This is a genomic window from Cobetia sp. QF-1 (assembly GCF_002213105.1).
Taxonomy (GTDB): domain Bacteria; phylum Pseudomonadota; class Gammaproteobacteria; order Pseudomonadales; family Halomonadaceae; genus Cobetia; species Cobetia crustatorum.
In genome coordinates this window covers 16788-43088 of sequence record NZ_NBVS01000003.1, presented here as the reverse complement: position 1 = coordinate 43088, position 26301 = coordinate 16788, and the positions used below count along the sequence as shown (strand labels likewise).

The 26301-nt window shown below is 58.7% G+C and carries 19 protein-coding genes; 15 read left to right on the top strand and 4 right to left on the bottom strand.

Translation table 11 applies throughout. The features are described 5' to 3' along the window. Positions 1–154: 154 nt before the first annotated feature. From hrpA to CFN46_RS06685, 5 genes are all read left to right on the top strand, one after another. Positions 155–4339 carry an ATP-dependent RNA helicase HrpA gene (gene hrpA / locus CFN46_RS06705; RefSeq protein WP_088743081.1) on the top strand — a complete coding sequence of 1395 codons (4185 nt, stop codon included), beginning with the start codon at positions 155–157 and terminating at the stop codon, positions 4337–4339. A 376-nt stretch (positions 4340–4715) separates the two neighbouring features. Further along, positions 4716–5909 carry a beta-ketoacyl-ACP synthase III gene (locus tag CFN46_RS06700; RefSeq protein WP_088743080.1) on the top strand — a complete coding sequence of 398 codons (1194 nt, stop codon included), beginning with the start codon at positions 4716–4718 and terminating at the stop codon, positions 5907–5909. A 181-nt stretch (positions 5910–6090) separates the two neighbouring features. Then, positions 6091–6852: a VacJ family lipoprotein gene (locus CFN46_RS06695; protein ID WP_088743079.1), complete on the top strand. Its 762-nt coding sequence runs from the start codon at positions 6091–6093 to the stop codon at positions 6850–6852. A 142-nt stretch (positions 6853–6994) separates the two neighbouring features. Further along, complete coding sequence (locus CFN46_RS06690) at positions 6995–8146, top strand: PP2C family protein-serine/threonine phosphatase (RefSeq protein ID WP_088743078.1); 1152 nt, start codon at positions 6995–6997, stop codon at positions 8144–8146. Then, positions 8139–8681 (top strand): STAS domain-containing protein, encoded by a 543-nt coding sequence (locus CFN46_RS06685; RefSeq protein ID WP_088743077.1) that lies wholly within the window; start codon positions 8139–8141, stop codon positions 8679–8681. The genes CFN46_RS06690 and CFN46_RS06685 overlap by 8 nt, the downstream gene beginning before the upstream one ends. Before the next feature lie 155 nt (positions 8682–8836). Here the strand turns inward: CFN46_RS06685 and tal are convergent, their stop codons facing one another. Beyond that, positions 8837–9775, bottom strand: a complete 939-nt coding sequence (gene tal / locus CFN46_RS06680; RefSeq protein WP_088743076.1) for a transaldolase — start codon at positions 9773–9775, stop codon at positions 8837–8839. Between the two features lie 300 nt (positions 9776–10075). On the opposite strand from tal, the gene CFN46_RS06675 reads away from it, so the two are divergent. From CFN46_RS06675 to pstB, 5 genes are all read left to right on the top strand, one after another. Further along, positions 10076–11293 carry a Bcr/CflA family multidrug efflux MFS transporter gene (locus CFN46_RS06675; protein ID WP_246116433.1) on the top strand — a complete coding sequence of 406 codons (1218 nt, stop codon included), beginning with the start codon at positions 10076–10078 and terminating at the stop codon, positions 11291–11293. Positions 11294–11439: 146 nt separating this feature from the next. Beyond that, positions 11440–12456: a substrate-binding domain-containing protein gene (locus tag CFN46_RS06670; RefSeq protein WP_024952408.1), complete on the top strand. Its 1017-nt coding sequence runs from the start codon at positions 11440–11442 to the stop codon at positions 12454–12456. A gap of 128 nt (positions 12457–12584) precedes the next feature. Then, a complete protein-coding gene (gene pstC, locus CFN46_RS06665) occupies positions 12585–13841 on the top strand; it encodes a phosphate ABC transporter permease subunit PstC (RefSeq protein ID WP_024952407.1) in 1257 nt (418 codons plus the stop codon). 14 nt (positions 13842–13855) lie between these two features. Then, entirely contained in the window at positions 13856–15022 is a 1167-nt protein-coding gene (pstA, locus tag CFN46_RS06660; RefSeq protein ID WP_024952406.1) for a phosphate ABC transporter permease PstA, read from the top strand. Positions 15023–15154: 132 nt separating this feature from the next. Further along, complete coding sequence (pstB, locus tag CFN46_RS06655; protein WP_024952405.1) at positions 15155–15937, top strand: phosphate ABC transporter ATP-binding protein PstB; 783 nt, start codon at positions 15155–15157, stop codon at positions 15935–15937. Positions 15938–16086: 149 nt separating this feature from the next. Here the strand turns inward: pstB and CFN46_RS06650 are convergent, their stop codons facing one another. Further along, positions 16087–17292, bottom strand: coding sequence for an acetyl-CoA C-acyltransferase (locus tag CFN46_RS06650; protein ID WP_024952404.1), 1206 nt, complete (start codon positions 17290–17292; stop codon positions 16087–16089). A 209-nt stretch (positions 17293–17501) separates the two neighbouring features. Here CFN46_RS06650 and CFN46_RS06645 point away from each other — a divergent pair, with 209 nt between their 5' ends. The 5 genes from CFN46_RS06645 (at position 17502) to CFN46_RS06625 (ending at position 24658) form a co-directional block, all read left to right on the top strand. Beyond that, on the top strand, positions 17502–18104 hold the full coding sequence (locus tag CFN46_RS06645; RefSeq protein WP_024952403.1) for a TetR/AcrR family transcriptional regulator: 603 nt from the start codon (positions 17502–17504) through the stop codon (positions 18102–18104). Between the two features lie 196 nt (positions 18105–18300). Next, positions 18301–20049: an AMP-binding protein gene (locus CFN46_RS06640; protein WP_088743074.1), complete on the top strand. Its 1749-nt coding sequence runs from the start codon at positions 18301–18303 to the stop codon at positions 20047–20049. A gap of 58 nt (positions 20050–20107) precedes the next feature. Next, a complete protein-coding gene (locus CFN46_RS06635; protein WP_024952401.1) occupies positions 20108–20872 on the top strand; it encodes an SDR family NAD(P)-dependent oxidoreductase in 765 nt (254 codons plus the stop codon). Between the two features lie 387 nt (positions 20873–21259). Then, a complete protein-coding gene (locus CFN46_RS06630; protein ID WP_088743073.1) occupies positions 21260–23071 on the top strand; it encodes an acyl-CoA dehydrogenase C-terminal domain-containing protein in 1812 nt (603 codons plus the stop codon). Between the two features lie 318 nt (positions 23072–23389). Continuing rightward, positions 23390–24658: an AI-2E family transporter gene (locus CFN46_RS06625; protein WP_246116432.1), complete on the top strand. Its 1269-nt coding sequence runs from the start codon at positions 23390–23392 to the stop codon at positions 24656–24658. A 180-nt stretch (positions 24659–24838) separates the two neighbouring features. Here the strand turns inward: CFN46_RS06625 and trxA are convergent, their stop codons facing one another. Together trxA and CFN46_RS06615 are read right to left on the bottom strand one after the other, a co-directional pair. Further along, a complete protein-coding gene (gene trxA, locus CFN46_RS06620; protein ID WP_024952398.1) occupies positions 24839–25162 on the bottom strand; it encodes a thioredoxin in 324 nt (107 codons plus the stop codon). Between the two features lie 261 nt (positions 25163–25423). Beyond that, positions 25424–26200 carry a sulfite exporter TauE/SafE family protein gene (locus CFN46_RS06615; protein ID WP_035159999.1) on the bottom strand — a complete coding sequence of 259 codons (777 nt, stop codon included), beginning with the start codon at positions 26198–26200 and terminating at the stop codon, positions 25424–25426. Between the last annotated feature and the right edge of the window lie 101 nt (positions 26201–26301).

The following is a 26301-nucleotide window of genomic DNA, read 5'->3' as shown; positions in this document are numbered from 1 at the left end:
GCTGCTGGCAAGGCTACAATGTACGGCCCGTCACTTGGTGACGGGCCGTTTTGTCATTCAGGTCTCTGCGACAGGTTGTGCGTGGGTGACCGAATTCCGAGAGTTTTCGGCTGTGCGCTCAGGCGTGCGGCCTCTGGTTGAGAAGAGGCAGTCCTTGAGCGACACCGCTACCGCACCGTCCGAACATGCGCGTCTTGAGGCCCTTGCGGCCCGGCTCGAACGTGCCCTGATCCGCGATCAGCGTGAACTGGGTAAGCGTCTGGCGGGGCTGCGTCGGCGCCTCAAGGAGAGCAAGCCCGTTGATCGCGCTATCAATGATGTCGAGACACGGCTTGAGGCCAGCATTGCCCAGCGTGCGGCTCGCGAGACGGCGCTGTCGCGCTGGCAGACGCCTGCTGCACTCAATTATCCGCCGACACTGCCAGTGGTGGAGCGCCGCGAGGATATTCTTGCCGCGCTGAGAGAGCATCAGATCGTCGTGGTGGCGGGTGAGACTGGCTCGGGCAAGACCACCCAGCTCCCCAAGCTATGTCTGGAAATGGGGCTAGGTCGCAATGGTCTGATCGGCCATACCCAGCCACGTCGTCTGGCAGCGCGTTCAGTCGCTGCGCGTCTGGCGGAAGAGCTGGAGACGACGCTCGGTGAGACGATCGGTTATCAGGTGCGCTTCAACGACACCACAGGGCCGGAGACGCTGGTCAAACTGATGACCGACGGCATTCTGCTGGCGGAAACCCAGCATGACCCGGATCTTAGCCGCTATGAGGCCATCATCATTGATGAGGCCCACGAGCGCAGCTTGAACATCGACTTCTTGCTCGGCTATCTCAAGCGTCTCACCGCACGTCGACCTGATCTCAAGGTCATCATTACCTCTGCCACCATCGATGTGGAGCGCTTCAGTCAGCATTTTGCCGCGCCTGATGGTACGCCTGCACCTATCGTCTCGGTGACTGGGCGCAATTATCCAGTGGATACCTATTATCTGCCGCTGGTACGCGATGCTGAGGGCGAGGAAGACTTGAGCCTGCAGGAAGGCATACTGCGCGCGGTGGAAGATCTCTCCGCGATCGAAAACGAGAAGGGCTGGCTACAGGGGCCACGTGACGTACTGATCTTCCTGCCCGGCGAGCGCGAGATTCGCGCCACTGCTGATACGTTACGCCGGGCCCAGCTACGCGATACTGAGGTGTTGCCGCTGTACGCGCGGCTCTCGAACGAGGAGCAGAATCGCGTCTTCCAACCGCATCGCGGGCGTCGCATCGTGCTGGCCACCAACGTGGCCGAAACCTCGCTGACTGTGCCGGGCATTCGCTATGTCATCGATCCTGGTCTGGTGCGCATCAGTCGTTACAGCTATCGCTCCAAGATTCAGCGCCTGCCGGTAGAGCCGGTCAGTCAGGCCAGTGCCAATCAACGCAAGGGGCGTTGTGGGCGTATTGCCGAGGGGCTGTGCATTCGCCTTTACAGCGAAGAAGACTTCCTGGCGCGGCCGGAGTACACCGAGCCCGAGATTCAGCGCACCAATCTGGCCGCCGTCATTCTCTCGATGCTGTCGCTCAAGCTGGGCGATATCGAGAAATTCCCCTTCGTCGATGCGCCGGATTCGCGCTTTGTCAGCGATGGCTTCCGTTTACTGCGTGAACTGGGCGCGGTGGATGAGCACAACCGCCTGACGCGCGATGGCCGCACGTTGGCACGCTTGCCGATTGATCCACGTCTGTCGCGCATGGTGCTGGAAGGTGCGAGCCGTGGCTGCCTGCGTGAAGTACTGATCATCGTCAGTGCGCTGTCGATTCAAGACCCGCGTGAACGCCCTGCCGAGAAGCGTCAGGCGGCTGATCAGGCACATCACGAGTGGGATGATGACAGTTCTGATTTCATCAGCTGGCTCAATCTGTGGGATGGCTTCGAAATCGCCCGTGACGCACTGGGTGCCAACCCGCTGCGTCGCTGGTGCAAGGCGCGCTTCCTCAACTATCTGCGCCTGCGTGAGTGGCATGACACCTATCGTCAGCTCAAGCAGGTCACGCGTGATCTGGGGCTCGAACTCACCAGCAGTCAGCATCCGCGTGAGGAAGAGGTTCAGGCCGAGGTCGTCGCCAAGGTGTTGGCTGGGCACGGCCAAGGGCGGCGACCCTCGGTGGCGATCGACAGTGAATCACTGCATCGCGCATTGCTGACGGGACTGCTCTCCAATCTTGGCCTCAAGCAGGAGAATCGCGAGTACCTGGGCGCGCGTAATCGACGCTTCTTCGTGCACCCGGGGTCTGGCGTGTCCAAGAAGGCACCCAAGTGGCTGATGGCGGCTGAGATGGTCGAGACGACCAAGCTCTATGCGCGTCAGGCAGCGGCGATCAAGCCGGAGTGGGTCGAGCCGCTAGCCGAGCATCTAGTCAAGCGCAGCTACAGCGAGCCGCATTGGGAGATGAAACGTGCTCAGGTGGTCGCCAGCGAGCAGGTCACGTTATTTGGTCTGCCGATCGTGACCGCGCGCAAGGTGCATTATGGCCCGTTGGCGCCGGAAGAATCACGAGAGCTATTCATCCGTCGCGCGTTGGTAGAGGGTGAATTCCAGACCCGTGCACCGTTCTTTTCCCACAATCGTGCGCTGATGGAGGAAGTCGGCGAGCTGGAAGCGCGTGCCCGCAAGCGCGATATCCTCGTCGATGAAGAAACGCTCTTCAGCTTCTATGCCGAGCGTATCCCTGCCGGTATCTATAACGGCCGTAGCTTCGACAAGTGGCGCAAGGATGCCGAACAGGATAATCCCAACGTCCTGCATCTGAATCTCGATGACCTGATGGCGCGTGATGCCGGCGAGGTGACGGCGGCGCGTTATCCGGAGCAGCTCAATCACAACAGCGTGGCCTATCCGCTCAGTTACCACTTCTCGCCGGGCGCGATCGATGATGGCGTGACCATGATAGTGCCGGCGGCGATGCTTTCTCAGCTGCCACGCTACCGTATCGAATGGCTGGTGCCTGGCCTGTTGCGTGACAAGGCGATCGCGCTGATGAAGTCACTGCCCAAACAGTATCGCAAGCAGGTGGTGCCAATCCCCAATTGGGTCGATGCCGCGCTTGAAGCGCTGACACCGGACGATGTACCGCTGACCAGTGCGCTGGGTGAGTTCATGCGCGTCAAGACAGGCCTGCGTCTGCCGGAAGATGCCTGGCAGCCCGCAGCGCTTGAGCCGCACCTGTTCATGAACCTGCGTATCGTCGATCAAGACGGCAAGGTGCTGGGTGAGGGGCGTGATCTCGAAGCATTGGAAGCACGCTTCAAGGATTCTGCCGCCGCTGCGGCGCGTGCCATGGCCAATCGCAGCCGTGATGCCACCAGTGAAGTGCTGGAAGACCTGCCCGAGACGCCGATGGCTACCTCGCACAGCACCACCCAGGCGGGCATTCGTGTCGAGGCCTATCCGGCGCTGGTCGTGCGTGCGATGCAGGAAGAGAGTGATGGTCCGGGCGCTGGCATGAGTGCCAAGCAACGCAAGCTGGCGCGCAAGACGGGCAAGAACAGTGCGCCTTCCAGTCACGCCACTGTACCGTCTTCCTCTCAACAACAAGGCGAGCCGAGTCTGGCGGTGGAGCTTTTCGATCATCCTGCCAAGGCGCTCGCGGCGCATCGTGATGGCATCACACGGTTGGCGATGGCGCGTCTGCCGGACCAGGTCCGCTATCTGGACAAGGACATGAAAGCGCTGGAGCGCTGTGCGCTGCTGTTCGCCAAGGTTGGCACGCGCCGTCAGCTGGCAGATGACTTCATCTACAGCGTATTCGAGCAGGTGATGGCGGTTGAGCCGCTGCCGCGCTCACGCGGTGAGTTGCAGGCGCGCCTGGATGATCGGCGTGCCGAGCTGGTGCCGCATGCTGAAGCGCTGATCAAGCCGCTTGAGGCGGCACTGAAGCAGCATCTTGAGCTCTCCAAACGCCTCAAGGGCAAGATCGATTTCTCGATGGCGCTGGTAGTGGCAGACCTCAAAGTGCAGCAGACACGCTTGATACATCCCGGCTTCATCCGTGAAGCGGGCGCATGGCTCCATCAGCTGCCGCGTTATGTCGAAGCGATGTTGATTCGTCTCGACAAGGCGCCGCGTGAGCGCATGCGTGATCAGCGCGACATGGAAGAGGTCAAGGGCTTTGAGTCACGCCTCGATACGCGACTGAACAAGGCCCGTGAGCAGGGCCTGCCGGACGCTGAATTGGAGGATTTTGGCTGGTGGCTGCAGGAGTTGCGCGTGTCGCTCTTTGCCCAGCAACTTGGCACGCTGGAGACAGTGTCCACCAAGCGTCTCGACAAACGCTGGCAAGAGCTGATGGCACGTCGCTGAAGGCTGTTTGAGAATGCTGTCTGGACATTGTCGAGGCTACTCGCGACGTATGCTGCTTGCGTGACTCCTGCGTGGAGGCGAGATTGTGTCGGATGGCCCAAGCTGCATGCAGAGATTGCTGTTTAAGATTCGCCTGAACAAGTCACGAAGCGCTGCGCTCAGGCGTCTGTGACTGGCGATACAACGTACACTGAAGATAATGATTCTGAAGGCGTGATGCAGGTGCGATAGGGGTGACATGATTCTGGTGACATGGCCAGAGGATCTTGATCTCTCCCAGACGATGTACGAAGAGAGGCCTGCGTCGGCCACGCTATCACCATCACACTATTACATAGGCCGTGCCCGGCAGGGCGCCGCCGTCAGGAGTGGATGCATGCCCAGCAATGACAATCTGCGTGCCACTGGCAATCAAGGCAAGACTGCTAACGGCAATCACCGGGTACTGATCACCGGTACCGGGCTCTATACTCCGAAAAATGCCATCAGCAATGAAGCGCTGGTCGCCTCTTTCAATGCCTGGGTGGCAGCGGACAATGCTGCTAACAGTGATGCCATCGCACGCGGTGAGCTGACGGCACGTACCGAATCGAGTGCCGAGTTCATCGTCAAGGCATCGGGCATTCACAGCCGTTACGTGCTGGACGCTGACGGCATCCTCGACCCTGAACGCATGCGCCCGCGTTTGCCTGCTCGTGATAATGATCAGTCCTCCGTGCAATGTGAGATGGGCGTGGCAGCAGCGCACGAGGCGCTGGCCGCTGCTGGTGTCAAGGCCGAGGATCTTGACCTGGTGATCGTGGCCTGCTCGAATCTCGAGCGCCCGTATCCGGCGGTGGCAGTCGAATTGCAGGCTGCGCTTTCGGCCGGCGGTTATGCCTTTGACATGAATGTGGCGTGTAGCTCCGCCACCTTCGGTATCGAGACGGCGGCCAATGCGATCCGCAGTGGTAGCGCCAAGCGTGTGCTGATGGTCAATCCGGAAATCTGTAGCGCACACCTCAATTTCCGTGATCGCGACAGTCACTTCATCTTCGGCGATGCCTGCACTGCTGTCGTGTTGGAGGCCGCCGATGTCGCCACACGCACTGATGGTTTCGAAGTGCTGGGGTCGCGGCTGGTTACTCGTTTCTCCAATGCCATCCGTAACAACTTCGGCTTCCTCAATCGCACTGCTGCGCGTGAGGATGGCGCTGTCGAGTCCGCTGATGACAAGTTGTTCATCCAGGAAGGCCGTCGTGTGTTCCGCGAGGTTTGCCCGTTGGTGGCTGAACTGATCACCACGCATCTGGGCGATATCGATGCCACTGGCAGTGATCTCGATCGCATGTGGTTGCATCAGGCCAACCGCCATATGAACGACATGATTGCGCGGCGCGTACTGGGCCGTGATCCTTCTGAGCAGGAAGCGCCAATCATTCTGGATCGCTACGCCAATACCAGTTCAGCAGGCTCCGTGATTGCCTTTCATCTGCATCATGATGATCTGGCTGCGGGCAGTCTCGGTGTGCTGTGTTCGTTCGGTGCAGGCTACAGCGCGGGTAGCGTGCTGCTAAAACGCTGTGGGTGAAGCAGATTATTGCTTAGGGCAGGGATCCTGCGCTGGCTCTTGGTCGGCGCGAAACGTATAAAGAAAGCCGGATCTGATAGCCAAGGCGACTTTTTGTCCGATGTGAGGCGCAGGGTATGTGCGACACAATAAGCGGGCAGTGAGGGCGCTGCAGGCGTTCAACAGACTTACAGGTGACGAGATGCACACGATCAAGACTTCCCTGCCGGCGTTGCTGGCCATGTCCCTACTGGCCGGGTGCGCCAGTCCGGGCAACAGTGAGCCGAATCCCCAAGACCCGTGGGAGGGCTTCAATCGCAACGTCTATACCTTCAATGACACCCTCGATCGTTATGCACTCAAGCCGGTGGCACAGGGTTATGACTATGTAACGCCTGAGTTGGTGCAGGACGGTGTAGGCAACTTCTTCTCCAATCTGGGAGAGGTGCGCACCATGCTCAACTCGGTGTTGCAGTGGAAGTGGGCGAATGCGGGTGTCTCTACCGGGCGTCTGCTGCTCAACTCTACCGTGGGTATCGGTGGGCTGTTTGATCCCGCGACCGAGCTTGGCTGGAGTGTCGACAAGGAAGATTTTGGCCAGACCCTCGCGGTCTGGGGTACGGGCCAGGGTCCGTATCTGATGCTGCCGCTGCTGGGCCCGAGTACCGTACGTGATACTGCAGGCTTGCCGGTGGACATGTATAGCAACCCGACCACCTACATCGAAGAAGACAAGGTGCGTTACGGCCTCAAGGCGCTCGATCTGGTTGATACCCGTGCCGGATTCCTTGAGCAGGAAAAGCTGATTCAGGGCGATCGCTACAGCTTCATTCGTGATGCCTATCTGCAGCGTCGTGACTTCGAGATCAACGATGGCAAGTTGGGTGATGATCCCTTTGCCAGCGACAGCTTCGATGATACGGACCTCGACGGTGCCTTTGCACCGGAAGATGATAGTCAGTAGGCAGTGTCTGCCGCGATGCGACAGCGCTGTCATGAGGCCCTATCGGACCGTCGGGATTCAAGATCATCTCGAGACCGGGGCTAAAGACTGCCCCTAAGATGGGGCTCACGAGTGTTTCGATTGACTGGCACGAGAGGCTGGCATGACGGATGAGCAAGGCAAGCGTCTGTTGATCGGTCTGATTGATCTGCCCGGTATGCGGCGTGATTCACTGGCGACAGTACTGACAGATGACCACTGTGCTGTCGCTGCCTGCGATAGCATTGCGGCACTGCCTAGCGGTGTCGCGGTGGTGGTGGCGCATGTCGGGGCAGTCGCAAGCCATGATTGGGCGCGACTGGCCGAGCGATTGCCGACCGTGGTGGTCGCCGAGACACGTGGGGACGAATGTCTGCTACCAGCAGTGGAAGCAGGGCTGGTGGACTACCTGATATCGCCGCGCGAGCATGGCTCTGTACTGCGCAGTCTGCTCAAACGGGCCGCGGAGCATCACCAGCTGGCGCATGAGCATGCCAAGGCACGTGCGCGTCTTGAAGAGCTGAACGAACATCTGGAGACTCACCTGGCGTTATTACGTCAGGACCAGCAGGCCGGCGGTCAGATTCAGCAGCGGCTATTGCCCGAGAGTGGTCAACGTATCAATGGCATCTGCTATGAATACTGTCTGTCGCCCTCACTGTATCTGTCGGGAGATTTTCTCGAGTACCAGGCGATTGATGAGCGCTTCAGTCTGTTCTATTTCGCGGATGTCTCCGGGCATGGAGCATCATCAGCTTTTGTGACGGTGCTGCTCAAACTGTTGTTCTCGCGTGCGATACGCCACTGGGACGAGCACACTCCGGAGTCTTTTGGCCCTGAGTGGCTGGCACTGCTCAATCGTGAGCTGCTCGACAGTGGTATCGGCAAGCATGCCACCGTGCTGTGTGGTGTGATTGATCGCGAGACGCGTACGCTGCACTACACGCTGGGTGCTCAGCTACCGATGCCAGTGCTGGTGACACCGGAAGGTACGCTGCAGGTACTGGAGGGCGGTGGTCGGCCGGTTGGCCTCTTCCCAGGCACCCACTATCCGGCGTATCGTGTGGCGCTTCCTGCGCGCTTTCGCCTGTGGCTGGCCAGTGATGGTGTACTGGAGTGCCTGCCCGGAGAGTCGCTGGAAGATAGAACACGAGCACTGCATCAACGGATACTGAGCAGTGATGATGTGCAGGGACTGCGCCGCGGACTGGCGCTGGATGGCGAGTTGCCGGATGACCTTACCCTGATGACGCTGACAGGATTCCATGATGGATGAAGGACGTATCCAGGCCGTGTTTGACGATGGCCTGTTCGTGCTCAAGCTGTCCGGTGATGTGCGCCTGACACTGTGCGCCACGCTGGACCTGCAGGTGCAGCGTGTGGCGGCAGTCGATGGGCTGGAAAGCGTGATCATCGACCTGCGCGAAGCAACCAATGTCGACTCCACGGCGCTGGGCTTTCTGGCCAAGCTGGCGCTGGCGGTACGTGATCGTTTAGTGCTGCCAGCGCAGGTCGTCGCCACACATCCTGACGTGTTGACCATGCTCAAGGTGATGGGGTTTGATGAAGTCGCCAGTGTCGTGGATGCCAATAGCCTGCCAGCGGCAGAACAGGCGGGGCTCGACTCTACCGGCTGCTGTGATGAGGCACCGTTGGCTGAGCTACCGTCTGAAATGCCGGAAGAAGGCGAATTGCGTGGCCGTATTATTGAGGCGCATCGTCTGTTGATGTGTCTGAACGGGCATAATCGTCTCCAGTTCCAGCCACTGATCGAGCTGTTGGAGAGCGAGGAGCAGCGCCAGTCGCACTGAGCCACGCTGTGTCGGCCTGTACCGTCAGGCTCGCGTGGCGTAAGGGTGATCATCTCCTCTCGAGTTCATCCCAATGAAAAGCGCCTGCCGTGAGTCACGGCAGGCGCTTTTTTGCGTCAGTGCGATACGTATCAGCTCGATTCGTACTGATGCACTTAGTGACTACGCAGTTCAGCCAGTAGCGTTTCCAGCTTGCGCTGGTCAGCCATGAACTTGCGGATGCCTTCACCCAGCTTTTCGGTCGCCATGGCATCTTCATTCATGGCCCAGCGGAAGTCGGCTTCGCTAAGTGCTTCCTGCACGTTGCGCTCGGCATCGGACGGGATCAGACGACGCGTCAGCGGACCACTGGTTTCGGCCAGTTCACCCAGCAGTGCGGGAGAGATGGTCAGGCGATCGCAACCGGCCAACGCTTCGATCTCACCGGTATTACGGAAGCTGGCGCCCATCACGATAGTCTTGTAGCCATGGCCCTTGTAGTAGTCGTAGATCGACTTGACTGACTCCACGCCGGGGTCATTGTCGCCACTGAAGTCGGCGTTGGGCTGCTGGGCCTTATGCCAGTCGAGGATACGGCCAACGAAGGGCGAGATCAGTGTCACGCCAGCGTCGGCACATGCCTGAGCCTGCGCAAAGTTGAACAGCAGTGTCAGGTTGGTACGAATGCCATCGCGCTCGAGCTTCTCGGCAGCGCGGATACCTTCCCAGGTAGAGGCGGTCTTGATCAGGATACGTTCCTGACCGACGCCGTTGGCTGCGTAGCGTTCGATGATGCGATGTGCGCGGCGAATGGTTTCGTCAGTATCGAAAGACAGGCGCGCGCTGACCTCGGTAGAGACGTAGCCCGGTACCAGGCCCGCGATTTCAGTGCCGATATCCACGGCCACGGCATCGACAGCGTCATCGATATCAGTCGCTGTGCGAGCCACTTCGGTCAAACGCTCACGGCGTGATGGGTCCTGTGCAGCCTGCAGGATCAGCGACGGGTTAGTGGTAGCATCGGTAGGGGAGAAACGGCGGATAGCATCGAGATCACCGGTATCGGCGACCACTGTGGTCATTTCCTTGAGCTGGGAGAGCTTGTCCTGAGCCATGCAAGATTTTCCTGTGCTGAGCGCGAACCGCCTGATGGCGGCCCGCATGAAGAGGCAAGACGTGAAGGGCAGGGCAGTCGTACCGCCGCCTGCCAGCAGATGTCGAAAATGGACAATGTGATGATTGATGTGAAATTTATCACACTCATGTGACATCCATCACGTGAGTGCTATCAACTGTACCAATTGTGCGGCGGCACGCCCACTGTCGTTATCTGGCGGCAGGACTGTCTATCTTTAAGCAGTCGCGACTAGTGTCTCACTATTGGTGCCGTCGTCATGAATATTCCGGGAGGAGATGTGGACAAGCGTCAAACTCGTCAGCTGGCCTTGTTGGTCGCTGCCAATACTGCACTGGCTCCGTTGGCCATTGATGCCTATCTGCCGGCATTGCCGGCGATGGCGGAAGATCTCGACACCACGGTGCACCATACCGAGTTGTCGCTATCGATCTTTCTGCTCGGCTTCTCGCTGGGGCAGCTGATCTTTGGCCCACTATCGGACCGCCTCGGTCGCAAGCCAGTGTTGCTGTCAGGGATTGCCATCTTCCTGTTGGCGAGTCTGGCGATCACCCAAGTCGATAGCCTCGAGGGCTTGTGGGCACTGCGCTTTGTGCAGGCTCTCGGCGGTGGCGCCTCGGTCGTCAACTCCTCAGCGATCGTGCGTGACTGTTTTAGCGGTCGTGAGGCAGCCAAGGTGTTATCGACCGTGGCGGTGATCATGATGCTGGCGCCGTTGATAGCGCCTGCGATTGGCAGTCTGTTACTGGGGATCGCGGGTTGGTGGTTGATCTTTGCCTTCCTCGCGGCCTATGCGGCCTTTTTGTTGGTGGTGCTGCCACTGTACCTGCCGGAAACCTTGCGTCGCCGCGAGGAAGGAGAGTCACCTGCCAGCATCGCTCAGGTCGCCCGTGACTATGTCAGCGTACTGCGGCATGGTCCGGCGATGGGCTATGCCCTGACGCAAGCGATGGGCTTCGGTGGCATGTTTGCCTTCATTACGGCCTCACCTTACGTGTACATGGAGCACTTTGACGTCACCGCCTCGTGGTATCCGGTGCTGTTTGGTGCCAACATCCTGTTCATGTTCACCGCCAATCGCCTCAACGTGCGCCTGCTGTCACGTTTTTCACCGCCACGTCTGTTGCGCTTCGGTATCGGCATTCAGCTGGCAGCGGCAGTGCTGCTGGTCATGATGTTGGCACTGGGACTGGATCGTCTGTCCATCATTGCTCCATTGCTGATGCTGTTCGTTGGGGCCAATGGCATGGTTGCGCCCAATGCGATCTCGTCTGCGCTTGAATATTTCCCACGTATCAGTGCCACGGCCAATGCACTGATCGGGAGCCTGCAATTTGCCAGCGGTGCGTTGATTGGCATGCTGATCGCGGGTTTGGCACTGAATAGCCTGTGGCCGATGATCCTAGGCATGCTGGCCACGGCGCTGGTGAGCAATATTCTGCTGCGTGTGCTGGCAGGGCGACGTGCACTGGCGCGCCATGAACGATCACAAGCATAAGTACTTCGTTATGAGCGAATAAACCCTTGTCATGGCCTCATGCCGACGCGACTGTCACACAGTTGTCATGAATGCTTGGCAAGGTACTCCCTGTAGACAAGAAGCCAACCTTCAGTGGCTCATTCTTATCGCAAGGAGTTTCAGGCATGCAGGCGTTCCTCAAGACGGGTATTGCAGTCGCGGTCATGGCCGCTTCAATCAGTGCAGCACAAGCGCGTGAGCAGCTACGCATTGTTGGATCTTCCACGGTGTACCCGTTCTCCAGCTACGTAGCTGAAGAGCTGGGCGCGACCAGTGATTTCCCGACGCCGGTCATCGAGTCCACCGGGTCTGGTGGCGGCATGAAGCTCTTCTGCGAAGGTGTCGGTGACAATACGCCGGACATCAGCAACGCTTCTCGTCGCATGAAGGTTTCCGAGTTTGAGCGCTGCGCAGACAACGGTGTGACCGACATCACCGAAGCCAAGATCGGCTTTGATGGTATCGCCTTCGCTCAGTCTGTCGACAACGGCGACATCAACCTGACCCGCGAGCAGATCGCCATGGCCGTGGCCGCTCAGGTACCGGTCGATGGCAAGTTGGTCGATAACCCGTACATGAAGTGGTCTGACATCGACAAGTCGCTGCCGGATCGCAAGATCACTGTCTACGGGCCGCCTTCTACCTCCGGTACGCGTGATGCGTTCGAAGAGCTGGTGATGGAAGTTGCCACTGAAGACATGGAAGGTTACGGCGGCGAAGGCTATACCAATATCCGCCAGGATGGTCACTACATCGCTTCCGGCGAGAACGATAACCTGATCATCCAGAAGCTGACGGAAAACACGGCAGCCTTCGGGATCTTCGGCTACTCCTTCCTCGAAGAGAATGCTGACAAGGTAGTGGGAGCTTCCATCGACGGTGTTGAGCCGGAAGCTGATGCCATCTCCTCTGGTGAGTACCCGGTCTCCCGCTCCTTGTTCTACTACGTCAAGAACCAGCACAAGGATGACGTTCCTGCGCAGGAAGCCTACAACACGCTGTTCATGAGCGAGAAGATGATCGGTGAACTGGGCTACCTCAAGGGGATCGGCTTGATCCCGCTGCCGAAGGCAGAGCGTGAAGCCCTGCGTCAGCAGGTCGAGAGCCGCACCCAGCTGACCTTGGCTGACCTCAAGAAGTAATTGACGCAGCTGACCCTCGACGCGGCCGGCTGCCAATGGTGGCCGGCCCGTTTGCATGATTGCCCGCGGGCCTGCTTGAAGGCCATTGGCCTCAAGCCCGCGGACAGCGCGACTCCGGGACCCGAAAGATGCAGACCCAGCAGATCTTTCTCTTCTTTATAGGCATCGTGGCGTTGTTTGGCCTCGCAGCCTTCTTCATCGGCCGCGGCAAGGCACAGAAAGTGCGTGCCGGCGGTGCCGAGATGTATGCCCAGCCTGATCAATACGGCTGGTTTACGGTGATCTCCAGTGCTGGCCCCGCCATTCTGGTAGGTCTGGCGGCGGTGATCGCCATCGCGACCACGGGCATCGACATCGAAGGCTTCACGCTGCTGGCGACCTGCCTGGTCGTGGCGGGGCTTGGTCTGATGCTGGGACTGTATCTGGTCAAACCCGACTTTCATGCGCGCACCGCCATCGAGACGCTGATTCGTTATGTTCTGATCGGGGCGGCGATGATTTCCATCGTCACTACGTTCGGCATTCTGATCTCCATCGTCTTCGAGGCCATTCGCTTCTTCCAGATGGAAAGTTTCTGGACCTTCATTACGGGCACCACCTGGGATCCGGGTAACAGCTTCCAGCTGTCCGCGGGTCGTGGCGAGGGTGTCGAGAGTACTGCCAACTTCGGTGCAGTACCGCTGTTTGCCGGCACCTTCATGATCACCTTGATCGCGATGCTGGTCGCCATTCCCATTGGCCTGCTGGCAGCGGTCTACATGGCAGAATTCGCTCCCGCCAATGTGCGCACCATTGCCAAGCCGGTATTGGAAGTGCTCGCGGGTATCCCGACCGTGGTCTATGGCTTTTTTGCTGCCATCAGCGTTGCGCCGCTCGTCGTGGATATCTTCTCGCCGCTGGGCTTTGATGCGTCTTACAACAATGCGCTGGCGCCCGGTCTGGTCATGGGCATCATGATCATTCCTTTCATCTCTTCACTCTCCGATGACGTCATCACGTCAGTGCCTGACACCATGCGTCAGGGGTCGCTGGCACTGGGCATGACGCATGGAGAGACCATTCGCAATGTCATTCTGCCGGCTGCACTGCCGGGCATCATCTCGGCTTCATTGCTGGCGGTATCGCGTGCGTTGGGTGAGACGATGATCGTGGTCATGGCAGCTGGTATGCGTCCGAATCTGACGGCCAACCCGCTGGAAGACATGACGACCGTTACGGTGCGTATCGTCGCTGCATTGACTGGCGATCAAGAATTCGCCAGCGCCGAAACGCTGTCAGCCTTCGCGCTGGGGCTGGTGCTGTTCGTGGTCACTCTGCTGCTCAACATGGTGTCGGTGATCTTGATTCGCCGCTTCCGTGAGAAGTACAGCGCCAATAACCTGTGAGGCCGAGACAAGACATGAGCCATTCATTCGACGACATCTCGGCCCAGCTGAAGGGCCGTCATCGCCGCACGCGGCGCCTGAAGATGATGTCCATGGGCGCTTTGGCCCTGGCGGCCAGCTTCCTATTGGTGTTCATCGGCGACATGGTCATGCGCGGCTATCCTGCTTTTCAGCAGGCAGAGCTGAACGTGCCGGTCACCTACAGTGAACAGTCACGCGAGATCCCGCTGGCGGCGGTAGAAGAAGATGTCCGTAGTCTGGTCAGCCGTGGCTGGCTGCGTCAGCTGCCTCGCGCGATGAAAGCTGATCCGACATTGATGGGGCAGACGATCGACAGCTGGGTAATCTCGGATGACCAGGTCGATCAGTACCTCAAGGGTCACAAGTCACACCTGAAGCCGAAAGAGCAGCAGGTGCTGGACCGCATGATCGAAAACGGTACCGCCGAGCTCAAGTTCAACGTCAACTTCTTCACCACGGGTGATTCGAAGCTGCCGGAATATGCCGGTATCTGGTCTGCTGCGATGGGGACGATCCTGACACTGCTGGTCACCTTGGCCTTTGCCTTCCCGGTCGGCGTGATGACAGCGGTCTATCTGGAAGAGTTTGCACCGGACAACCGTCTGACGCAGGCCATCGAGATCAACATCAACAACCTGGCTGCCGTGCCGTCGATCCTGTTCGGTCTACTGGGCTTGGCAATCTTCATCAACTTCTTCGGTATGCCGCGCTCCTCACCGCTGGTCGGTGGTCTGACGCTGGGTTTGATGACACTACCGGTGATCATCATCACCACACGTTCGGCCCTGCGCAGCGTGCCAGATACCATCCGACAGGCGGCCTTCGGCGTGGGGTGCTCGCAATGGCAGGTAGTGCGTGATCACGTATTGCCCTTGTCACTGCCGGGTATTCTGACGGGTTCGATCATCGGCCTGGCACAGGCGATGGGTGAGACGGCACCGTTGATCATCATCGGCATGGTGGCCTTTATCCCGGATGCGCCGGAGTCTATTACTCAGGCAGCTACCGTGCTTCCGGCCCAGATTTTCACTTGGGCGGGCGAGCCGGAGCAGGCCTATGTTGAACGTACTGCGGCGGGCATCCTGGTGCTACTGTCAGTGCTGATCTTTCTCAACGCGGCAGCAGTCATGCTGCGCAAGAAATTTGAGCGTCGTTGGTAGGCAAGCGTCTGGCGACCTGTTGCAAGCAGGTCGCACCGTGCACGTCCTGGCCCACGACTGAATAAGGAATACGAGATCATGAGCATTACTGTCGCCAAGCAGCCTGCCGCAATTCAGCGTCTGGGCACCCCGATCAGCACCAACGAAGATGCCAATCACGAACTGGCCATTCGCGTCGAAAACCTCAATCTTTGGTACGGCGAGAAGAAGGCACTCAAAGATATCAATATCGATATCTTCCAGAAGAATGTCACCGCATTGATCGGCCCGTCAGGCTGCGGAAAGTCTACCTTCCTGCGCTGCCTGAACCGCATGAATGACCTGATTCGCAGCGTGCGTATCGAGGGTCTGGTCGAGATGGACGGTCGTGATGTCAACGCCCGCAAGATGGATGAGGTGGCACTACGTCGTCGTGTGGGCATGGTGTTCCAGAAGCCGAACCCGTTCCCCAAGTCCATCTATGACAACATCGCCTATGCACCGACCATGCATGACCTGGTCAGCCGTCGCGCTGACAAGGATGATCTGGTCGAGAGCGCGCTGCGTGATGCGGGCCTGTGGGAAGAAGTGAAGGATATTCTGGATCAGCCAGGCACCTCGCTATCCGGTGGTCAGCAGCAGCGTCTTTGCATCGCGCGCGCCATCGCGGTCAAGCCGGACGTCATCCTGATGGATGAGCCGACCTCGGCACTTGACCCGATTTCCACCGCGACCATTGAAGATCTGATGGACAAGCTCAAGTCTCAGTTCTCGATTGTCACCGTGACGCATAACATGCAGCAGGCGGCGCGTGTCGCCGACTACACCGCCTTCTTCCACATGGGGGAGCTGATCGAGTACAACGACACCAAGACGATGTTCTCCAATCCGCATACCAAGAAGGCCGAGGATTACATCACCGGCCGTTACGGTTAAGCCGTGGCTTGTCTGTTGTTTGAGTGATGCATCGCCAGGCATGAGCTGTCAGGCATGAACAGCTAGGTATGAACCAGAAAGCCCGGATCCATGATCCGGGCTTTCTGTGTTTTCGGGCGATGGAGCGAATCAGGCTCAGTTGGCCAGACTCAGTTGACCAGCTCGACCGCAATGGCAGTCGCCTCGCCGCCTCCGATACACAGTGCCGCGATGCCGCGCGTCTTGCCGCGACGTTCCAGTGCATTGATCAGCGTGACGATGATACGTGAGCCAGTCGAGCCGACCGGATGCCCCTGGGCACAGGCGCCGCCGAAGACGTTGACCTTATCGTGAGGAATCTTGTGAGCATCCATCGCCAGCAGCGTGACGACGGCGAAGGCTTCATTGATCTCGAACAGGTCGACATCATCGGTGGTCCAGTCGAGTTTCTTCATCAGACTATCGATGGCGCCGATGGGCGCCAGCGTGAACTCGCTGGGATGCTGGGAGTGAGTGCTGTGGCCGAGAATACGCGCCTTGATGGCCAGGCCACGGCTGTCTGCTTCGCCTCGGCTGGTCAATACCAGCGCTGAGGCGCCATCGGAGATGGAGCTGGCGTTGGCGGCAGTGATGGTGCCGTCCTTGGCAAATACCGGGCGCAGTGTCGGGATCTTGTCGATATTGGCCTGGAAGGGCTGCTCATCGCGTTCGACGACAGTATCGCCCTTGCGGCTGGTGACAGTGACCGGCGCGATTTCGGGCGTGATGTCACCGGACTCGATGGCGGCCATGGCACGCTTGAGGGATTCAATCGCGAAGTCGTCCATGCGCTGGCGGTCATAGTGACGCGCATCGGCCACTTCCTGAGCGAACACGCCCATCAGCTTGCCGGTCTCGGCATCTTCCAGGCCGTCGAGGAACATGTGGTCTTTCAGCTCGCCGTGGCCGAGACGATAGCCACCACGTGCCTGCGTCAGTAGGTGGGGAGCATTCGACATCGACTCCATACCACCAGCCAGCATGATGCGGTTGGTGCCGGCACGGATCAGGTCGTGGGCCAGCATGGTGGCTTTCATGCCGGAACCGCACAGTTTGTTGATGGTGGTGGCGCCGATGCTGTCCGGCACCCCGGCCTGGCGCATCGCCTGTCGTGCCGGCCCTTGCTTGACGCCAGCGGGGAGCACGCACCCAAAGATGCCTTCGTCGATATCGGCAGGCGTCAAGCCGGCGCGTTCGATGGCGGCCTTGATGGCCACGGCGGCAAGCTCGGGGGCGCTCATGCTCGAGAGTGAGCCCTTGAGGCCGCCCATTGGCGTGCGGGCACCCGCAAGAATGACGATGTCATCGGCGCTGACGGCCGGAGAAAGAGTAGACATGGCGGTCTCCATTTGTTGTTGTCAAAGCGGTTGTCAGAAGAAGGGTCTGTGGCTGATGCAGCCGTTATTGGATGACTGATGCAACGCTGTCTGGCCAGCCCGAGAGGAGCGGCGGCAGCGGTTGCGTGGGCAGTGATGGCGTTGTGATCACTGCGCGGCTGTGCTTTGATCCATTCAATCCCATAAACCAAGCAAGCGCTAGTTATACGATGAATGTAGCCACCACCTCACCCCGTCGCAAGGAGCTGGTCCGTATCGCCGCCCGCCTGTTTGTGGAGGAGGGATACGACCGCACCACCGTGCGTATGTTGGCCCAGGAAATGGGCATCAAATCAGGCAGCCTGTTTCATCACTTCGCTGACAAGCAAGAAATCCTGTGTGCCGTGATCGAAGAGGGCATGTTCAGCGCGCTGGCCATTGCCCATGAGCATCTGGCGAATCTCGATAACTCCCTGGCCGCTGATACTCCCCGTGCACAGGCGCATCTGCGTCTGCTGGCGCTGGCGCGTGCCCACTTGGACACGTTGCTGACGGACCGTAACGCGCATGTCGTCGCGCTTTACGAATGGCGCCGCATTGAAGGTCCGGCGCGTGAGCATCTTGTCCAGCAGCGCGATGAGTATGAAGCCTTGTGGCGTAGCGCTATCGAAGACGGCGTCGCGACCGGGTTACTGCGTGGTGATGCCTCGTTACTGCGGCAGTTTGTACTGGGCGCGCTCAACTGGAGCGTGCGTTGGTACCGTGCAGACGGTGAACGCTCGCCGGATGAACTGGCTGAAGCCTTGATCGATAGCGTGTGTCATCCGCAGTGAGTGTTTCTCGTCGCCTTCAACTTTCGGTCAGTGAGGTCAACCAGTGCTTGCCGTGCGTCTGGCTTGTCGCTAAGTTGACGTTTACGTTAACTGTAAATATGTCCTGATAGCAATATCCACACATTCATGTGACACCATTCGTACTGCTCATCTCCCATGCATAATCCAGGAGTTCAACCCAGGAGCCAGTCCCGCCATGACGACACGCGATACAACAACAAACCGCACGTCACGCGCTGCCAATGTTACCTCTGCAACAGACGCTACCTTCGAGCCGACGCCTCATCAATCGCTGCAAGAGTATCTGGCCAGCTTTGATATCGATGCCTTGCGCAGTGAACTGTTGGCGTCAGGACTTGAGTCTGAACCAGAACCTGAGCGCTTCACCGGCAATGCCTTCGAGGCGTGTGTCGGGCGTCATCTGCGTGCTGGTCGGGGCGAGTCGATTGCATTGGTACACGAAGACGAGCAGGGCAACGTCAGCGAGATGAGTTATGCAGCACTGGATGACCTGAGTGCCAGGATGGCCACGGCGCTGGCGGCGCAAGGAGTAGTCCCGGGAGATCGAGTGGCTTGCATGTTGTCACGCACGCCGGAGCTGCTGGTAGCGCTGGCGGCGACCTGGCGATTGGGGGCGGTCTATCAGCCACTATTCACGGCCTTTGGACCTGACGCGCTTGAATATCGTCTGGCGCGTGCCGAGACGAGAGTGGTGATTACCGAGACGGCTCAGCGGTTCAAATTCAATGAGCTGGAGCGTCACCCGTCGATTATCTGTGTGCGTCGGAGAGATGAATCGCTGCAGGATGGCGATCTCGACTGGCAGGTCCTGGTGCAAAGCGAGCCGCTGGTGCAGCCGCCGGTACCGCTATCGAGCGATGCACCTTTCCTGCAGATGTTTACCTCTGGCACGGTCGGCAAACCCAAGGGTGTGGCCGTCGCGCTGAATGCGCTGCCAGCCTTCTGGCTCTATCAGCGATTGGCGATTGACCTGCGGCCCGATGAGCGTTTCTGGAACATGGCAGACCCCGGCTGGGCTTACGGGCTCTATTACGCGATTACTGGGCCGTTACTCCTTGGTGCGACGACCTATTTTATGCAGTCGCCGTTTACTGCAGAAGGCGGCCTGGCCTTCATGGAGCGCCACCGTATCGATAACTTTGCCGCAGCGCCGACGGCTTATCGCATGCTCAAGGCATCAGGCGTCTGCGAAGGCGCTTTTGAACGACTGAATCTGCGTGTGGCTAGCTCTGCCGGCGAGCCGCTGAATACCGAGGTCGTGGGGTGGGTCGAACGCGAACTGGGCTGTACGGTGATGGATCATTACGGTCAGACCGAGACAGGCATGACCTGCTGTAATCATCACGCACTGGCACATGAGATCGTCGTTGGTAGCGTCGGCTTCCCGCTGCCCGGCTATCGCCTGGCGGTGTTGGATGCCGAGTATCGTGAGCTGCCGCCGGGTGAACCTGGTGTGCTGGCGGTAGACATCGCACGTTCTCCCGCCCACTTCTTCGCGGGTTACACCTGGCAGGAGAAGCAGCCTTGCGTCGAGGGTTATTACCTGACCGGCGACGTAGTGGTGGCTGAGCCCGATGGCCGCTTCACCTTTGCAGGGCGTGATGATGACATCATCACGACGGCGGGCTATCGCGTTGGACCAGCCGATGTCGAGAACGCGATTCTGGCACACCCTGCGGTCGCTGAATCTGCAGCCGTAGGCAAGCCGGATGATATCCGCGGCGAGATCATCAAAGCCTACGTGGTGCTGCGTGATGGTCATGTCGGCAGTGAGACACTGGCTGACGAAATTCGTCAGAGTGTGCGTCAACGGCTTTCCGGTCACAGCTACCCACGTGAAGTGGCCTTCGTCGATAGTCTTCCCAAGACACCCTCGGGCAAGATTCAGCGTTTCTTGTTACGTGCCGAGGCACGTGAAGATTGAGTCTGGTTCATGTTCGTCAATGGACTGACTGTTTATCCCTTGTTTTGGAGAGTTTTGCATGAAGATTGCCAATCACTGCTTCTTGATCACCGGCGCGGCGTCTGGCCTTGGCGCTGCAACCGCCGCTCGTCTTGTCGAGGCAGGTGGTCGGGTGGTGCTGGCAGATGTCTCTGAGGCTGCACGCGACCAAGCTGATGCGCTTGGCGATTCCGCTCGATTCTGCCATTGCGATATTACTGACAGTACCAGTGTCGATGCAGCGCTAGATGTCGCTGAGCAAACCTTCGGCAGCCTGCAGGGCGTCATTCATTGTGCAGGAGTGGTCAGCGTTGCCAAGCTAGTCGACCGTGAGGGGGAGCCGGCACCGTTGGAAGGCTTTGAGCGCACGCTCACGATTAACCTGATCGGTACCTTCAATGTGGCGCGTCTGGCTGCCGCCCGCATGGCGCGTAACGCGGCCGAAGGCGAAGACAATGAGCGCGGGGTGATCATCAATACCGCTTCGGTGGCGGCGTTTGATGGTCAGGTGGGTCAGTGTGCTTACAGCGCCTCCAAAGCGGGTGTGGTGGGTATGACATTGCCGATGGCACGTGAGTTGGCACGCCACGGTATTCGCGTGATGGCCATTGCCCCAGGCGTGTTTGAGACGCCGATGATGGCGGGTATTCCAGAGCCGGCCCGCGAAGCGCTATGTGAAGCGGTACCGTTTCCCAAGCGCCTTGGACGGCCCGATGAGTTTGCCAAACTGGCCGAACACATCATCACCAATACCATGCTCAATGGTGAAGTGATTCGCCTCGATGGCAGCATCCGCATGGCTTGATGTCAGACACTGTCGTGCGAGAAGCACAGAGGCAAGACACCGAATTGATGAATTGATGGACGGTTTATCTCTGGGGGAGATATTGCTCGACCGCGACTGCGGTCGGGCTTTTTTTCGTCTGCCGTTTGTCGCATCTAGCGGCTTCTGCCACCAATGTATCAGGCTTTGAATCAAACGATTGCTTGACTGGATACTCAGTGAGAGGCTAATTTCAAACACATGTTTGATAGCGGTGCGTCATGCTTTCCCAGCGCGAACATGATGGCTGCTATCCCGTTCAGCCCCTCTCATTCAAATACGCACCATTCACGTCTGCATTCTTCACGTGTACATGAGTGTCTGCGTCAGGTCAGCGCCGCCGCGTCGCGACGGCTCAAGGAGAACAGCATGCCGGACTATCAGGCGCCCTTGCGCGACATTCGCTTCGTGATGAATGAACTGCTCGACTATCCGTCTCACTACGCGCGTCTGCCGGGCGGTGAGGATGCGAGTGACGATATCGTCAGCGCCATTCTCGAAGAGGGCGCACGCTTCGCCAATGAAGTGCTAACACCGCTTAACCAGTCCGGTGATCGTGAGGGCTGCACCTTCGAAGGTGGTGAGGTCAAGGTGCCGAGCGGCTTCAAGGAGGCCTACCAGCAATATGTCGAGGGCGGCTGGCCGAGTCTGGCGGCGGCGCCTGAGCACGGTGGACAAGGCTTGCCACCGTCGCTGGCAATGGTGCTGTCTGAGATGGTCGCGTCAGCCAATCTGTCCTGGGGCATGTATCCGGGTCTGTCGCATGGCGCGATGGATGCGCTCAAGCATCATGGTAGCGAGACGCTCAAAAACACCTATCTCACCAAGCTGGTAGAGGGCCGCTGGACCGGTACGATGTGTCTGACGGAACCTCACTGTGGCACGGATCTTGGCCTGATCAAGACCCGCGCCGTGCCGCTGGATGAGACGGATGACAACGGTGGCTACGCCATCAGTGGCACCAAAATATTCATCTCTGCCGGTGAACATGATCTTTCCGAAAACATCGTCCATCTGGTGCTGGCCAAGTTGCCGGATGCACCGGAAGGTTCGCGCGGTATCTCATTATTCGTGGTACCCAAGTTCTTGCCGGACGCCAGTGGTGAAGCGGGCGAACGTAATGGCGTCAGCTGTGGTTCCATCGAGCACAAGATGGGCATTCACGGTAACTCTACCTGCGTGATGAACTTTGATTCGGCAACCGGCTATCTGGTGGGCCCGCCTCACAAGGGGCTGGTCTGCATGTTTACCATGATGAATGCTGCGCGTCTCGGCGTGGGTATTCAGGGTGTTGCACTGGCACAGGCCAGTTTTCAGAACGCCTTGGCTTATGCACGTGACCGGCTGCAGATGCGTGCGCTATCGGGTGCCAAGGCACCGGAAAAGGCCGCCGATCCGATCATCGTGCATCCGGATGTCCGCCGTATGCTGTTGACCCAGAAGTCGATTGCCGAAGGTGGTCGCATGCTGGTGATGTATGCCGCCCAGCTCAATGACATCGTCGAGAGCTTCGAGGATGGCGAAGAAAAGACGCGAGCCGATACCGTGTTGGGGTTGCTGACGCCCATCGTCAAAGCCTTCCTGACCGAAACGGGTTTCGAAGCCACCAATCACGGTGTGCAGGTCTTCGGGGGGCACGGCTTCATTCAAGAGTGGGGGATGGAACAGTTCGTGCGTGATGCACGTATCACACTGCTCTATGAAGGCACTACCGGTATTCAGGCGTTGGATCTGCTCGGGCGCAAGGTGCTGATGAGTCAGGGCGAGTCGCTGAAGGTCTTCACCAAAGAGATCCACAAGTTCTGCCAGGCCAGCGAAGGCAGCGAGTTTGCTGGCCCGCTGTCTGAACTGAATCGCGAGTGGGGCGAATTGACCATGACGGTAGGCATGAGTGCGATGCAAGATCGTGAGGCGGTCGGTGCTGCAAGTGTCGATTACCTGATGTATGCAGGCTACGTGACACTGGGTTATCTGTGGGCGCGTGCTGCAGCGACAGCCAGTGCTGCGCTTGCCGCTGGGGAAGGTGATGCCACTTTCTATCAGGCCAAGCTGGATACTGCACGTTTCTACTTCCAGCGTATCCTGCCACGTACTCAGGGCCATGCTGCCATGATTCGCGCTGGTGGAGAGACGCTGATGGCGCCAACCGTTGAAGGTTTTGGCAGCGGTTTCGAGCTATAGATTTTCCGTAGACGCTGTAGAGGTTCGCTGAGCCTATCGTCAAATGTCTTGTGGTGGGAATCGGTGCTCGCAAGAATTTATTATTTATTAGAAACAGTAGGTTGCAGGAAATCGCTGTTTTTACGGAATGCATGCCTCCAGTCAGTGCGCTCTGACTCGGTATTCTCGGGGAGACTTCGGTCTCCCTTTTTTTATCTGCGACATTGACCAATCATTGAGTGACAAGGCTTGGCTTGGCTCGCGTAGGCGGCCAATATGAGCGCATCGCAGTACTGCATTGGGCAGTGAGCAGCAGGGCATGACAGCACAGGTGGCAGGATGCATAGGAACGATATCCATGAGACGCCGCAGGTGGCAGGGGAGGCGACGGCTTCTCATGGCGAGGAAAGCTGGCAGATGCCAAATGATCAGGCTGCGCTGAGTGCGGGGACGACCAGTGAGGAGGCAACCACGCGAATGGAGGTGCCGAGGGACGAGCGCCAGCAGGAAGCGCGCGTGCTTTCTGGCCGAACCATCGCCCGGCCGACGGTACGACAAGCACTGGAAATTCATCCGCTATTGGTTGGTTTGGCCGCGCTGATCATCATCATTGGGGGCATGAAACTGGCGGCGGACCTTGTTGTACCGCTGCTGCTGGCCGTGTTCGTGGCGGCAGTGTGCGATGCCCCCGTACGCTGGCTTGCGCGGCATGGCATCGGTCAGCGTTTTGGGGTGCCGATCGTCATTCTGACTGTCTGTGTGCTGTTTTCCTCTCTGGCGGCGTTGCTGGTGTCCCGCTTTACTGCCTTCAGTGATGAAATGCCCAAGCTGGAGGAAAGCCTGCGCACGCACTACCAGAGCTTTCTGGAATGGTTGGCGAGCAATGGTCTCTCCATCGCTCCGGCGCATTTCAGTGAGTTGATCGACCCTGCGTCACTGACCCAGTGGGTGCCGAATCTGCTGACAGGGTTGGGAGGGCTGCTTTCGTCCAGCGTCATTATTGTGCTGACAGCGACCTTCCTGCTTTACGAAGCATTGTCGTTGCGTGACAAGCTGGTCAGTACGCTGCGTAGCCCGCATGTCAGCCTGAGACGTTTCACATTGTTCTCGCTGACATTGCGCCGCTACCTGGCGGTCAAGACCTTGATCAGTCTGATCACGGGTGCCTTGGTCGGCATCAGCTGTCTGGTGCTCGGGGTCGAATTCGCTTTCCTGTGGGCCACGCTGGCGTTCTGTCTCAACTATATCCCCAATATCGGCTCGGCATTGGCTGCCATTCCTGCCGTGCTGCTGACACTAGTGATGCCGGAAGGCGGGCCCGTTACGGCACTGATGCTTGGGGGCTGCTACATGGCAATCAACTTCATTCTTGGCAACATGATTGAACCGCGAGTGATGGGGCGCACGTTGGGTCTTTCGACACTGGCAGCCTTTCTGTCGCTGGTCGTGTGGGGTTGGGTGTTCGGGCCGGTCGGTATGCTGCTATCGGTGCCGATTACCATGACGTTGAAAATTGCGTTCGACTCCCACCCCGGTACTCGCTGGGTATCTCGTCTACTCGGGCCATCGGTGAGACGTATCCGGCGGCGCCAGCACATGACGGAATGATATGAGGCAGTGAAGTGAAGGCCTGGGTCGACAGTTTACGGCCGACCATGCAAAAACCCCTGTCACGTGGTACGTGACAGGGGTTTTTCGTGATGGAGCATGTGTGTCAATACGCCCTGCATCACGCAATCTATTGAGCCTGATCGCTCGATCGAGCCTCAAGCATTCAAGTAGATTTGATCAGAGGTTCTGCTCGATGAACTGGCTCAGCTGACCCTTGGACTGCGCGCCGACCAGTGATGCTACCTTGGCGCCAGACTTGAAGAGAATGACGGTCGGAACGCCGCGCACGCCTTGCTCGGCAGCAATTTCCGGTGCGTCATCGACATTGACGTTGACGATCTTCAGGCCTTCGCCTCGCTCGTTGGCCACTTCTTCGACAACCGGGGCCATCATCTTGCACGGGCCACACCACGGTGCCCAGAACTTCAGCAGTACCGGGGCTTCAGCGTTAAGAACTTCCTGTTCGAAGTTAGCGCCGGTGACATCGACGTGATTGGACATCTTGTTTCTCCAGGGGATTCGTTTCGCTGTCTGCGGCAAGGCCGGGACATGCAGGCTGTGCCCGATGGTAGCGCCACTTTCCATCACTGACAAATGGGCATTGTCCATCGGCTCAATAGCAGAGGGTTATGGTCGTATGTGTTTTTATAGCTGTTTTCTTGGTTTGAGGGAATATCCCACCTAACGAAAACGGCGCTGGCCAGTGATAAAAGGCCAGCGCCGTCACGCTCAAACGCTTAAGTGAGCAACATCTCAGGGCGATCAGAAGAAGGCATAACGAATCCCCAATACCAGCAGCAGGGTGGTCAGCAGCCCTTGCAGCAGCCCGCCCGGCATATGACGTGTCAAACGTGCACCGAGGCTGATGGCCGGCAGTGAGCCTATCAGCAACGCGCCGAGCAATATGAAGTCGACATTGCCCAGCCACAGGTGCCCGAGACCCGCGACCAGCGTCAACGGCACGGCATGCGCGATATCGGTGCCGACGATACGGGCGGTGGTCAGCAGCGGGAACAGCATGATCAACACGGCCGCACCAAAGGCGCCTGCGCCGACGGACGACAATGTGACGCAAACGCCGAGCACGATGCCGGAGAGTACGGTCAGCGGCGCGGCATGACGCACGATGAAGCTTTCCGGGCTGATCAAACCCAGCAGTCGCTTCTTGAACAGCAAGACAGTCGCCGTCAAGATCAGCATCACACCCAACATGCCTTTGATCAGTCCGGCGTAGGCGGTCGGGTCCGTGAAGAAAGTATGCAGCACAGCGATGGTCAACAGCGCCGCCGGCAGTGAGCCGATCGCCAGACGCCGCGCGATGGTCCAATCCACGTGGCCCTGGCGATGATGTGCCCAGGCACCACCGGCCTTGGTGATGGCGGCGTACAGCAAATCAGTACCGACGGCGACATGCGGCGGGAAGCCGAACATCAGTAGCAGAGGCGTCATCAGCGAGCCGCCGCCAACGCCAGTGACACCGACCGCGAACCCTACTCCGGCGCCTGCTAGCACGTATAGCAGCAGTTGTGTGACTTCCATCCCTACCTACCCCCTTGTCAGGTTACTGTCGCCAATCTACTCTTGAGCGTATATTCCCGAAAGGAATCATTATTCATGATTTTATCGCCCGATCATCTTAG